The 14,127-nt window shown below is 40.4% G+C and carries 10 protein-coding genes; 5 read left to right on the top strand and 5 right to left on the bottom strand.

The window, feature by feature from the left end; translation table 11 throughout:
* The first annotated feature begins 10 nt into the window (after positions 1–10).
* Positions 11–379 (top strand): BlaI/MecI/CopY family transcriptional regulator, encoded by a 369-nt coding sequence (locus tag ACY2RU_RS04310; protein WP_490137172.1) that lies wholly within the window; start codon positions 11–13, stop codon positions 377–379.
* 2 nt (positions 380–381) lie between these two features.
* On the top strand, positions 382–2,688 hold the full coding sequence (locus ACY2RU_RS04315) for a M56 family metallopeptidase (protein WP_490137173.1): 2,307 nt from the start codon (positions 382–384) through the stop codon (positions 2,686–2,688).
* A gap of 78 nt (positions 2,689–2,766) precedes the next feature.
* Here ACY2RU_RS04315 and ACY2RU_RS04320 read toward each other — a convergent pair whose 3' ends face one another.
* Complete coding sequence (locus ACY2RU_RS04320; RefSeq protein WP_490137174.1) at positions 2,767–4,212, bottom strand: phage tail-like protein; 1,446 nt, start codon at positions 4,210–4,212, stop codon at positions 2,767–2,769.
* A gap of 220 nt (positions 4,213–4,432) precedes the next feature.
* On the opposite strand from ACY2RU_RS04320, the gene ACY2RU_RS04325 reads away from it, so the two are divergent.
* From ACY2RU_RS04325 to ACY2RU_RS04335, 3 genes are all read left to right on the top strand, one after another.
* A complete protein-coding gene (locus ACY2RU_RS04325) occupies positions 4,433–5,533 on the top strand; it encodes a DUF4407 domain-containing protein (protein WP_490137175.1) in 1,101 nt (366 codons plus the stop codon).
* 162 nt (positions 5,534–5,695) lie between these two features.
* Positions 5,696–8,707, top strand: a complete 3,012-nt coding sequence (locus tag ACY2RU_RS04330) for an aminotransferase class III-fold pyridoxal phosphate-dependent enzyme (RefSeq protein ID WP_490137176.1) — start codon at positions 5,696–5,698, stop codon at positions 8,705–8,707.
* A gap of 16 nt (positions 8,708–8,723) precedes the next feature.
* Positions 8,724–9,155, top strand: coding sequence for a YybH family protein (locus ACY2RU_RS04335; protein WP_490137177.1), 432 nt, complete (start codon positions 8,724–8,726; stop codon positions 9,153–9,155).
* Here ACY2RU_RS04335 and ACY2RU_RS04340 read toward each other — a convergent pair.
* From ACY2RU_RS04340 to ACY2RU_RS04355, 4 genes are all read right to left on the bottom strand, one after another.
* Positions 9,152–10,396, bottom strand: coding sequence for an NAD(P)/FAD-dependent oxidoreductase (locus tag ACY2RU_RS04340; RefSeq protein ID WP_490137178.1), 1,245 nt, complete (start codon positions 10,394–10,396; stop codon positions 9,152–9,154). The two genes, ACY2RU_RS04335 and ACY2RU_RS04340, sit on opposite strands and share 4 nt — an antisense overlap.
* Before the next feature lie 196 nt (positions 10,397–10,592).
* Entirely contained in the window at positions 10,593–11,603 is a 1,011-nt protein-coding gene (locus ACY2RU_RS04345; RefSeq protein ID WP_490137179.1) for a 4-hydroxyproline epimerase, read from the bottom strand.
* Position 11,604: 1 nt separating this feature from the next.
* Positions 11,605–13,104 (bottom strand): aldehyde dehydrogenase (NADP(+)), encoded by a 1,500-nt coding sequence (locus ACY2RU_RS04350; protein WP_490137180.1) that lies wholly within the window; start codon positions 13,102–13,104, stop codon positions 11,605–11,607.
* A gap of 1 nt (position 13,105) precedes the next feature.
* Complete coding sequence (locus tag ACY2RU_RS04355) at positions 13,106–14,026, bottom strand: dihydrodipicolinate synthase family protein (RefSeq protein ID WP_490137181.1); 921 nt, start codon at positions 14,024–14,026, stop codon at positions 13,106–13,108.
* Positions 14,027–14,127: the final 101 nt, after the last annotated feature.

Raw genomic sequence — 14,127 nt, forward strand, 5'->3', positions numbered from 1 at the left:
AATTCAATCTATGACCCCTTTATCCAATTCCGAAGAACACCTCATGCAGATCCTATGGAAACAGAAACGTGCCTTTATGAAAGATCTTATAGATGCCTATGATGATCCTAAACCCGCATCTACAACGATTGCAACACTGTTAAAACGAATGCAGGACAAAAAATTTATAGATTATAAACAACTTGGTCGGTCGCGGGAGTATTTTCCGCTAGTGAAAAAAAGTGATTATTTTTCTAAACATTTCAACGGACTCATAAAAAACTTTTTTAATGATAGTCCGTCGCAATTTGCTTCCTTCTTTACTCAAGAAACTGATCTTACCAAAACAGAACTAGAAGAATTGCGTGGTCTTATTGATCAACAAATAAAAAATAAGTAGTTATGGAGCTCTATATTTTAAAATCGGCCGCCTGTCTTGCAATATTTTATATTTTCTACAAAGCCTTTTTGGAAGGTGAGAGCATACATGTTTTTAAACGTTTTTATCTTCTTAGCAGCTTATTAGCGGCATTTTGTATTCCACTCATAACCTTCACGAATTATGTAGAAGTTATAGCTCCTTTACAAACAGTTTCGATGATTTCTTCGGAAGTAACTTCGGAAATTAGCTATGCTGGGGCGTCGCCTACCATCAATTATGTAAGCATTGCCTTATGGAGTATTTACGCCATTGGTGTGATTATTTTTGGCTTCCGGTTTTTCCGAAATCTATTTAAGCTTCTTCAGCAAGTACGCACCAATCCAATTTATAAAGATCAAGGATTTTTACATGTATTGCTAAATTCGCCTGTGACGCCGCATACTTTTTTCTCATATATCTTTTTAAATGAAAAAGCATATAAAGATGCCCAAATTCCTTCCGAAGTACTCATTCACGAAAGAGCACACGCTAAGCAAAAACATAGTATTGATATAGTATTGATTGAATTTTTACAAATCATTTTTTGGTTTAACCCACTATTGTATTTTATCAAGCACAGTATCAAACTAAACCACGAATTCCTAGCAGACAAAGCCGTTTTAAAACACGGGGTTCCACCAAGTCATTACCAAAACATTTTACTAGCATTCTCATCAAATGCTTCCTCGCCTATTTTGGCAAACGCAATTAATTATTCATCGACCCGCCTGAACGAATTATTTTCAAAAAAGCCATTCGGGCAAGTCAAAAAACGTTTTACAGTTATGAAAAATCAAACATCAAAAAAATCCATTTGGATCAAAAGCGCATTGCTTTTACCCGTTGTAGCGATCGTTTTGGTAAGTTTTAGCACTTCGGAAACTATTACAACCATTAAAAAAGACTCCGCTTCTGAAGTACAAGAAGTACAAAGTAACCACGCCTCTCCTGAGCAAATAACCGCCTACAACAAGATGGCAACCTATTGGAACACCTATTTTGAAGAAAACCCTACAGATCGTACGATGCCACTTACGGAGCTTTCAAAATTAGAAACTATCTATCGCGCCATGTCTATTGAACAAAAGGAATTAGCAGAGCCGTTTCCTGAATGTGTTCCGAAGAAAAAGGCCAACTATACCGAAGAATATCTAAGTGGAGCAGCCCGAAACAACACCAAGGCTTTTGTACTCATGATCACCACCAATGAGATCATGCTAAACGGGAAGTCTTCATCTTTGGAAACGCTTTCTGATGATCTTGATGCGCTTACGAAAGATTGGGAAGAAACCGATTATACCAATGCGAAACCTTCTATACTAATCGCTAGTAGCTCTAAAATATTTGTGGAAAAAGTGAACACAGCTTTTAAAAAATCACACTATGCAAAGGCGAATGATGGTTTAGATCTTGTTATTAATCCACTTCAACCAACAGACGCGGACGTTAAAATAACACCAAAACAACTCGCTGAATATAATGCCTTGGCAAAAAAGTACAACGAAATGGACAAGAATGACATGGTTGTGTATAAAAAAGACATAGAGCGTCTTAAATATCTCTACGATATGATGTCTCCGGCACAACGAAAAGATGCTGAACCTTTTCCTGATGTACCAATTCCTCCAATGGCACCAAAAATAATTAAAGGGGTAAATGATCACAACGGCAACATTCCACCACCACCGCCACCACCAAATACACCAGATGCACCAAAAGTAATTAAAGGGGTAAATGATCAGAACAGCAACATTCCCCCACCACCGCCACCACCAAATACACCAGATGCACCTAATGTTATCAAGGGAGTTCATGATACTGCTGGTAATATTCCACCGCCACCACCAGCACCTGAAAGTCCGTTAGATCATATCGTGCGTATGGCAAAGAAAAATGCGACCTTTTATTACGAAGGAGAGAAAATATCTTCAGATAAGGCGATAGCTATAATCAAGAATAATGAAACCCTAAATATTCAAACAGCACGGGTGAATACTAAAAGACCATTGGTTAAAATTTCAACGGCACCTATAACGGTAGACACATTTGAAGGATTGACACTTACGGTGGTCGATGTGCCATTTGAAGGGCCTTCAAACGATCTTTCTAAACCCTTGGACATGCTCAAATTTATGATCGACCGTGGTGCTAAAGTGTTTTTAGAAGGAGAAATAATTTCCGAAGAAAAGGCTATCGAGTACTTAAAATCGCAGCCATCGGTACGAATTAAAAAAATAGATACACCACATGATGTTCCATCCGTAATACTTGGCGAATACGGTTGTTGATCGAGTAACGTTTTTGTATAAAAAAGCCTCCAAGATGGAGGCTTTTTTTTAGTATAGCAGTAAAAATGCTATCTAAATCTATTGAGCAATGAGGTTTAATGAAACAACAAGTAAGCTACCCGCTCCATTATATTTTTCTGCCCAGACTTCTACATAGTCTCCTTGAGCCATTTCCACAGAAGCTACAATTGCAGCCGCACCAACATCGTTATTCCCTCCAATTTCACGGTACACTTTAGAATTCTCAAGCACGACTCCATTTTTTGCTATATAAAATATATAGATCGAGTTATTATTATCTCCTTGAAAAGAGATACTACCCGCAATTTGAAAGCTTCTTGTTTTTATACCCTCATATACTATTCGATTATCTACAGGAGCGCTAAATCTAAATAAATAATCGGACGTAGAAGTACCTTCTAATTTTGTTTTTACTCCAGATCCTATAGTAGCAAAATCTGTTTCATAACCAGAACCAATCGCTGTGTCTAAATTAATGTCTCCAATAGCTGCATTATCGGTTTCCAGAAGAAGCCCTGGGGAGTCTACGTCCCAGTTGTTCGCAAAAAAATATCCTGGATATGGACTTGGTGAATATCCGTTAACTCGCGTTCCATCACCTGTGAAACTAACCTGTGCTATTGAAGCAGCAATAGTAATTGTTGGATTTGCACTAACATCAATACCTGTTTCACCAACGTCGGTCACAACTCTTCCATTGGCCAATTGTAAGTTATTAAATGTACCTGAAAGCTTTAAAAAAGTACCCTCACAAGCATCTGTCCAAAATATTTTGTCTATATAAAAGTTTTTTACGGTTGTAACATCTAAACCGTCATCTGTAGATACCGCTTGAAATACTTCAAAATACACGGTATTTAAAGTACTTAAAGTACCTACCGAAGAAGCTCCAACCATTACTACACTATAGACAATAAGATTTTCATCTCCAGTGCTCCCAATGATATTAAATACTGGCAAGTCATTACCAAGAATCAACAAATCTTTAATACGTCCTCCTTTATCCCCTGTAAACAAAGCTCCTCCTGAGTCATTAAAAAGAATGTCTTCTCCTGTATCATGACCCCTTATATAAGCTCCATTTAAATCTATAGGATGATCAACCACAATAGTTCCGTTAATTTCATACATATAATTTTCGTCCAAGATATATTCTAACCCACCTCCTGTAATAAGTTCATCTGAAAGATCTGTAATATCTTTTACCAATTTATAGTTGTTCCGTTTTTCGGCACCTTCTAGACGCTCCCAAGCGCTACCATCAAAATAGTAAAAAACATCTTCATCGGTATCAAATACTAAAAGGCCTTCAGATGTGACCGTTGTAGTAATAGCAACGCGCTGAGCCGTTGTCATTCGTGGGGTTAACATTCCTTGGGTGGTAGACGTAATGTCGAGCACAGCAGAAGGATCTGGGTCAATGGTTCCTATACCAACTTGAGCATTGGTAATAATAGAAAAAAACAATAGCATAGCTAAAGGGAAGAACTTGTGAGGTTTCATAATTGTGGGGTTTACTAAATTATAACTGCTAAATACTTAATTGCTAGCGTTTTAATGGAATTTTATATCTAAACGCAGCATTGGATGGGGAAATCCAAGGTGTAAATATACGACAAAAAGTCGATTTTATCGATAAAAAGTAAAATAATTATCAAATGCCTAAAACAACAAAGTGTACAGCATCAGCGTTCTATAATTTCATCAATCAATTCATCAAGCTATGTTACAACGCTTTTTTATATTCTGTTCAGGAGCCGATACCGATATTCTAGAAGAATGTTCAGCCGGAGAAAATACTAAATATGCTGGTATTGGAGCCACCGTTTTTTTTACAGCGGTCATGGCAACCATCGCAGCTGCCTTTGCATTAAATACCGTATTTGATAATCTATTTGCCGCTATTTTCTTCGGAATTGTTTGGGGCCTACTTATCTTCAATCTAGACCGATTTATCGTTTCTACCATCAAAAAACGCGACAATTTCTTTGATGAATTTCTTCAAGCATCGCCGCGTTTACTGCTCGCAATTATTATTGCCATCGTTATTTCAAAACCACTCGAACTTAAGATCTTTGAAAAGGAGATCAGTCAGGTTTTACTACAAGAGAAGAACGACATGACCTTAGAGAATAAGGACCAACTAGCACTACAATACACGCCAGCAATGGAAGCGCTTACTTCGGAAATTGAAACACTCAAAGAAGAAGTGACTACTAAAGAGGCTTCCGTCAATGAACTCTACAATACCTATATAGCTGAAGCAGAAGGAACATCAGGTACCGAAAAACTAGGAAAAGGACCCGTATATAAAGAGAAGCGCGAAAAACATGATGCCGAACTCGCCGCACTTCAAACCCTACGCACGACCAACAATAACAAAATAGCAGCTACCGAAGCGCAAATAGAAACGCTGGCAGCAGAATATGAAGCTAAAGTTATAGAAACACAGCCTATTATCGATGGGTTTGACGGGCTTATGGCTCGGGTAAATGCCTTGGATCAACTTCCGTGGCTTCCTTCCTTCTTTATCTTTTTACTATTTCTCGCCATTGAAACCTCACCCATCATTGCTAAATTATTGTCTCCAAAAGGAGCATACGACTTAAAACTAGCCGAGCAGGAAGGTGCTGTAAATTCTTGGGTGAACCAACAAAAAATGCAACGCGACATTTTAATGAACACAGATCGTGATGTCAATAATCGTGTTTATGCTGATATTGCCGAAGAGCAAGAATTATACGATTACAAACGTAAAAAAGCACGCGAACTGATGCAATTGCAAGCCGATGCCTTTTACAAAAAGCAGAAGTCGGTTTTGTAAATCCCTGTCATTTTAAACGCTGCGAGAAATCACATTTTTTCACAAACTAACTGTTTCGGATAACCTGATCTTTAAGTGGTTATGTTTTTAGAATTAAAATGTGATCTCTCTAAATCTTCTATCAATCTTTTTCCTAATTTCGTTAGCCAAACATTCCTTGCTATGGCTCAAGTCACAATTCAGATTGCACAAACTGTTGCGCATGATTTCTTCGGAATTACTTCGGAAGCTCTAAAACTACCCGGAGATATTGACGAAAATTTTAAGCTAACAACAGCAGATGGCGATCATTTTCTTCTGAAATTTTCTTCCGCCGAAAAAAATAGTGACTCATCTTTTCAAACCGCGATTCTTAATTATCTCGAAACACAAAAGCTCGCTTTTCTGCTCCCGAAAGTTCTCTCCAGTAAGACCCAAACTACTGAAATCAAATTCTCTTCTGGAGAGATTCACAGAACCGCAAAACTGCTTTCATGGGTTCCCGGCCGTTTATGGGCCACAATCAACCCAAAAACAGCGACTTTACGCTATGATCTCGGACTAAAAGCTGGTCAACTTACACAAGCGCTCCGCTCTTTTAACCACCACGATGCACATCGCATATTCGATTGGAACTTGGCTAATTCCGCTTGGACTCTTGATCACCTCCATCTCTTCTCTGCCGATAAAAAAACCTATGTTGCCTATTTTCAACAACAATTTGCTGCGATGAAGTTAGTTTATGACTCGCTGCCAAAAAGTATTGTTCATAACGACCTAAACGACTATAACATTCTCGTTTCCGAAGATCTTAAAAAACCAACGATAAATGGTTTTATCGACTTTGGTGATGCCGTATATACCCAAACCATCAACGACTTGGCGATTCTTGTTGCTTACGCCATCATGGAAATGCCTGATCCACTCGCCGCGGCTCTTGATGTGGTGCGCGGTTATAATACTTCATATCCGCTTTCAGAAAAAGAACTCGAATGTCTATATACGCTGGTAGGTATGCGTTTGGTAACGACCGTTACTAAAGCAGCGCTTCGGAAAAAAGAAGATCCTTCCAACGATTATCACTTCATTAGTGAAAAGCCAGCATGGGAAGTCCTTAAAAAATGGCACAATGTAAATGCTGTATTTGCCTATTATTCGTTTCGGCAAAGTTGCAACTACACCGCTCACCCTTCCGAAGAAAAATTTCATAATTGGGCGGTACAGCACACTTTTCGTTTAACCGACTTGTTTCCTTCCGAGGAAAAAGAAGACATTCACCTATTAGATCTTAAAGTGTCTAGCACCTGGATGGGCAGCAGGCACGAATTCAATGATCTTTCACTTTTTGAATACAGGATCAATCAACTTCAAAAGGAACATCCCAAAAAGCTCATCGCAGGTGGATATTGTGAGCCAAGACCACTTTATACTTCCAATGCTTATGACAAAGAGGGTAATAGTGGTCCTGAAAGCCGAACGATCCACTTGGGAATAGATTTCTGGCTTCCCGCAGCAACTCCTGTACACGCGCTTTTTGACGCGGAAGTTTTTACAGCTACTAATGATGCGGGCTACAAAGAATACGGCGGACTCATCATTTTAAAACATTGCGAAGAAGATATAACCTTTTTTACCTTACACGGTCATCTTTCTGAAGCAAGCGCAAAGCAATGGAACGTTGGCGATACCCTAAAAAAAGGAGATTGTATTGGCTATCTGGGCACCCCTGAAGAGAACGGAATTTGGTCGCCACACCTACATTTTCAGGTGATGCTATCGATGCTTGATTATAAACTGGACTTTCCGGGCGTGACCTATTTTGATCAAGTAAATGTTTGGAAAAGTATTTGTCCGAATCCCAACCTGCTCTTTAAAAACGATCATTTAAATACTCAATACAACCTCTCTAATGAAACGATTATCGACTTCCGTAGAGAACACCTCGGAAAAGGATTAAGTCTTTCTTATGACGAGCCGTTGCACATTGTAAGAGGCGACGGACCCTATTTGATCGATACCTTCGGAAGAAAATACCTCGACACTGCCAATAATGTAAATCATGTGGGACATCAGCATCCCAAGGTGGTTGCCGCTGGTCAAAAACAGATGTCACTGCTGAATACCAACACCCGCTATCTGCACGAAGAGCTTGTAAACTATACAACAGCGCTTTTAAAGAAGTTTCCCAAAGAGCTTTCGGTAGTGCATATCGTAAACTCAGGCAGTGAGGCAAATGAATTGGCACTTCGCATGGCGAAAGCAGCTACGGGGCAAAAAGATATGTTGGCGATTGAGGTGGGCTACCACGGAAATACCAATGCCGTGATGGACGTGAGTTCGTACAAATTTGCGGCTAAGGGCGGATCTGGCCAACCCGAAACAACCCATATTTTACCACTTCCAGATCCCTTCCGCGGAAAATATCAAGGTGAAGATTGTGGCGGTAAGTATGCAGCGCACGCACAAATACATATTGAAAACCTTCAAAAGAAAGGACGCGGCATTGCAGGCTTCATTGGAGAATCTTTGATCAGTTGCGGCGGACAAATACAGCCTCCAAAAAATTATTTTAAAGAAGTGTATCAATACGTTCGCGACGCTGGTGGTATTTGTATTGCCGACGAAGTACAAACGGGTTTTGGGCGTATGGGAAGCACTTTTTGGGCCTTTGAGCAATACAATGTGATTCCAGATATTGTGACCCTTGGCAAACCTGCTGGTAATGGTCATCCTTTGGCGTTGGTGGTTTGCACCGAAGCCGTGGCAAACGCTTTCAACACGGGCATGGAATTCTTTAATACCTTTGGCGGAAACCCAGTTTCCTGCGCTATTGGCCGAACCGTGTTAGAGGTCATTGAGGAAGAAAACCTGCAGCAGAACGCCTTAAAAACAGGTTCATTCCTAAAAAATGAACTACAAGCATTGCAAAAGGAATTTCCTATCATTGGTGATGTGCGTGGCGACGGACTCTTCCTCGGTTTTGAATTAGTTGATTCTCACAAAAAACCCTTACCAGATCATGCTGCATATCTCGCCAATAGTATGAAGCGTCTCGGGATCTTGATCAGTACTGATGGCCCCGACTATAACGTTATCAAGATAAAACCGCCCATGGTTTTTAATCGAGATCACGCAAAAGAGCTTATCTTTAGACTGAAATCTGTCTTTAACGAAGACTATATGTCGCATTACTAAACCAACGAATTAAATTATGAAAAACTTACTTTTCGTATGCTTCGCTTTCGCTTTACTAAGCTGTAAAGCTCAAACCACCGAAAGCCAAGACAAAGAAGCTATTCTCGCCGTAATGAAAACGCAGGAGATCGCTTGGTCTCAAAATGACCTTGAAGGATTTATGCAAGGGTATTGGAAGAGCGATTCGCTTAAATTTTATGGACGTAGTGGACTCACAAAGGGTTGGCAGCAAACACTAGATAATTACAAAAAAGGTTATCCTTCTAAGGAACATTCGGGTACGCTTAATTTTACCATCAACGACATCTCTAAAATAGACGATGGCTCCTATTGGGTGATGGGCCAGTACTTCCTCAAACGGTCCGTGGGAGATGCCGAAGGCGTTTTTATAATCATCTTTAAAAAGATCAATGGCGTCTGGAAAATTGTAGCTGATATGAGCTGCTAAAATGTACGGTCTGGAGAGAACGGTATCAGATCTAAAGACGTTTTCTTTTCAGAAATTAATTCAGAAACCAACAAGCCCGTAGCTGGTGCCATACTCCATCCCATCATGGCGTGACCCGTTGCAATGGTCAAATTAGAACATTTACTCGATTTTCCAATGTAGGGCTTACCGTCTGGTGACACGGGTCGTAAACCACATGCCGCTTTTTGTTTTTCTTCTTCGGAAATCGTGAGATCTGGATAAAATTTATGCGCCGCATTAGCGATAGCAGCTACGCGAACTGGATTGATATTGTGATTGATTCCAGCAATTTCCATCGTACCAGCAAAACGTGTAAAACCGTTCATAGGCGTCACGGCAACATTGGCTTCAGCAAGAATTGCTGGCATGCTGATTCCCGTATTTTGAATGGTATTAATTCGATAGCCTTTTCCAGCTTCTAACGGAATACGAATCCCTAGTTTCTTGCTAAGCAACTGACTCCAAGAACCGGCAGCCAAGACAAACTCGTCTGCCTTTAACGACTGCTTATCGGTATGAATTTCTGTGATGTTACCTTCGGAAACTTGAATATCCAGAACCGTTTCATTTTTATAAAAAGTGACACCATTGGTGATGAGCCAGGAAGTCATTTCGTTCATAAACTCGCTTGGGGTTGTATGCCAATCACATTCGTAATGCAAAGCGCCTTTTACATTCATGTTTACGTTGGGTTCCATGACTTTAAGTGCTTCCAAAGACAATTCCTTTACAGTTAGCCCTTCTCTTTGCGCAAGTTCTGCCACGTGTAATTCTTCTTCCAGCATGCGTTCTGTTTGGCAAAGCATAAGAAGTCCTTTATTTTCTAACTGAAAACCAAAATTTTCAGACTTCCGAATATCTGAAAACAACTCGGCACTCAGCAAATTAATGTCTTTGATGACCTTTATCGATCGATCGACATTTTCTTGAGAACACGATCTATTAAAAGCCCAAGCCCATTGCAGAAAAGATCTATTGAGACGAGGCTTAACGTAAAGCGGACTCGATGCATTGAACATCCACTTGAGACCTTGCTTTACAACGCCTGGCGCCGCAAGCGGAATAAAATGACTTGGCGTGAGATAGCCAGCATTGACATAAGATGCGCCATGGTCCATATTAGATTGATCAACCACCGTCACAGTATGACCCGCTTTAACCAAATAGTAGGCCGAACACAGCCCAATAACGCCTCCTCCGATAACAATACAATGTTTCATTTAATTAATTGAAAACTAAATTAATGAGAGAATGATTTAATATATACTGGATGCATTTTTTCGAGCTTTAGACATTATTTTCAAAAATAGCTTTGTTCATTTGTGTCAATTTACTGTTATGAGGAGTAAAACACTTTATGAATTTACAACATTACTATTAATCATTAAATCATTCTCTCATTAAATCACTCTATAACTATATCACCTGAAATCCCAAAGCATACGGATCATCTTCGGGATCGATGGTGATCGTATTATGACCATAAATTTTAGCCCAACCTTTGATACTAGGAATAATCGCTTTCTTGCCTTCAATGATCGTCTCAGCTTCCACCTTACCAATAAAAGTAGATCCAATATAGCTTTCATGAATAAATTGTTCACCCATTGTCAATTGTCCTTTTGCAAATAATTGTGCCAATCGTGCGGACGTTCCCGTTCCACAAGGCGATCGATCAATGGCTTTATCACCGTAAAACACTGCATTCCTTCCATGCGAATCCTTGCTAATGCAAATACCTGTCCATTGAATATGACTCACATCACGAATGGTGTCGTTTTCAGGGTGAATAAAATAATTGGGATACTTTTCGTTGATTCGCTCACGTATCACCTGCGAATATTGAATCAATTTCCCCGCTGAAAAATCCTGTACACCGCTAAAATTATCTTGTGGATCAATGATCGCGTAAAAATTGCCTCCATAGGCAACATCAAAATGCAGCGTACCCAATTCGGGACAATCAATCGTTAGGTCTTCAGCTGCCAAATAGGAAGCAACATTGGTCAGTTTAACCCAATCAACTTTTTTGTTGGTTTGTTGGTATTCAATTTCAACCAATCCTGCAGGCGTTTCCATTCGAACCCTTCCCGGAATTTTTGGTTTAATTAGTTCTTCTTCAATAGCAATTGTTATTGCGCCTATGGTTCCGTGGCCACACATAGGAAGACAACCCGACGTTTCAATAAATAAAATTCCGAAGTCATTCTCAGGAAATTGAGGCTCAAAAAAGAAACTTCCGCTCATCATGTCGTGACCCCGAGGCTCAAACATTAAACCTTTACGGATCCAGTCGTATTCTTTAAGAAAATGTTGTCGTTTTTCGCTCATCGAAGCCCCTTTGAGAGGCGGACGACCACTCGTAACTACTCTCACGGGATTTCCGCAGGTATGTGCATCGACACAATGGTACACAGATTTTGACATCTTATTTTAATATTTCTGGTAATAACGCATTGGGAACATTCTGAAAAGTAAACGGCCTCACCCAGCGACGAATCGCCCCTAAACCTACCGCTGTAAATCGACTATCTGTGGAAGCCGGATACGGTCCGCCATGAGTCATCGCCTCACAAACCTCAACACCTGTTGGAACGCCATTAAAAACTACACGTCCCACCCGATCTTGCAAAGCTTGAAATACTTCTGTTAGCTTCGCATAATCCGACTTCTCAGCCATGATGGTTCCTGTTAATTGCCCTTCCAGTTGCTCGATAATTTGAACAAGTTCTGCTTTGTCGTTACAAGTCACGACCATTGAAAATGGTCCGAAGACCTCTTGATGTAATTTGGTGTTTTCTAAAAAGACAGCTCCTTTTACCGAAACCAACGCAGCTTGGGCATAATTTGGCCGTTCTGGAGAAGCAGCTTCATCAACCACCACCACGCTCGTTTGAGAGCGTATTTCTTCTTTATTTCTAGAAAATCCTGCCTCAATATTGGGATGTAACATACAAAAGCTTGGTTTTTTTGCCAGTTTATTGGCTAAGCTTTCCATAAATTCAGAAGCTTCGGGACTTTTAACTACTAAAATTAGACCTGGATTCGTACAAAACTGACCCGCTCCCATCACGATAGAATCGGCATACATATTCGCAATTTCAGCGCTTCGGGTTTCGAGGGCCTTTTGAGTAATGATCACAGGATTGATACTTCCCATTTCAGCAAAAACTGGAATAGGTTCCTCGCGCTTTGCGGCAAGATCATATAGGGCGCGGCCACCTTTTAAACTTCCTGTAAACCCAACGGCCTTGATGTATTTATTTTGAACGAGTAAACTACCCACTTCATTGCCATTGCTATTTAAATTTGAAAAGACACCCTCGGGCATTCCTGTTCTATGTGCTGCATTCAGAATGGCTTCGGAAACCAATTCGGCTGTTTGCGCATGCATGGGATGACCCTTTGCAACAACAGGATTTCCCGCGGCTAAAGCACTTGCAGTATCGCCACCCGCGGTTGAAAACGCAAACGGAAAATTACTTGCACCAAATACGGCTATCGGACCTATTGGGATCAACATTTTACGCGTTGCCTGATCTGCGCTCTGTTTTGAAGGTTCACGCCAATCATCTTTTTCAACAAGATCTGCAAAAGATTTTAATTGCCCGATCATTCGTCCGCGTTCGCCTTCCGCGCGGCCGCGTGGTAAGCCACTTTCCATCATATAAACGTCCAAAAGTGTATCGCCTTGCGCCAAAAGTTCTTCGGAAATAGCGTTGAGAAAGGCCGCGCGCTTTACGCCTGGTGTATTTCGATAGACCTTAAATGCTTCCGAAGCAAGCTTACAAGCACGTTCCACTTCCGAAGATGTCGCTTCGAAGATCTCCGTCTCATTTTCTTTATTTTCTTGCGGATTAAACGTTTTAAAGGTGGTTGTTCCTTCAGCAGACTGCTCAAAACCAATTCTATTTTTCCCTGTGATCATCTTAATTATTTAAATTTTTATAGTCGGGTAACGACGGTCTATTTTTCAAACCGCGTTCAATCACCGCGAGCACATGTTTCCGTTCATCACCATACAAAGGTAATCGCGGCGCTCTTACCGTTTCAGAGCCCAAACCGGTGGCTACCTCTGCCAATTTAATATTTTGGACCAATTTCGGGTTAATATCTAACTCTAACAAAGGTAAAAACCAGCGATAAATATCGATTGCTTCTTGTATACGACCAGCTTTTTGTAATTCATAAATTGCCACTGTTTCGGCAGGAAAGGCACAAACCAAACCGGCGATCCAGCCGTCGGCGCCCATCAACAAACTTTCTAGCGCTAGAGTATCAACGCCGGTCATGATCTTGAGTCGGTTGCCAAAAGCATTTTTAATACGTGTTACGTTTGAAATATCTCGGGTTGATTCTTTTACCGCCTCAATGGTGTCACATTTCAGCAATTCTTCAAACATCGGCAAAGTGACTTCGATCTTGTAATCAACAGGATTGTTATATACCATGATCGGTAACGACGAGCTGCTTGCAACAGCCTTAAAATATTCAACCGTTTCACGATCACCTGCCTTATAACGCATGGGTGGAAGCATCATCAAACCAGAAGCTCCATCTTCCTCAGCTTTTTGCGCTGCCGAAACTGCTCCTTTTGTAGTTTGTTCCGCAATATTAATAAGTACAGGTACTTTGCCCGCAACCTTTTGAACAGTTGTTTTGGTCAGTATTCTTTTTTCTTCATCGGCTAAAGTACTTGCTTCACCTAGAGTTCCTCCAAGAACAACCCCATGAACGCCGGCGTCTAGTTGCGCCTGGATATTATGCTCAAATAACGAAAGATCTAATTCGTCCTCATTTGTAAATTTGGTTGTAACTGCTGGCATGACGCCTTTCCATTCAAACTTCATGATTTCAATTTTTAGTTTATCAAAAATAGGGTCAATTTGACTATAACTTCAATCACAATTTATCCAATACCAATACAATATTATCCTTAAACAAAATATTA

The organism is Ulvibacter sp. 2305UL32-6 (assembly GCF_058148545.1).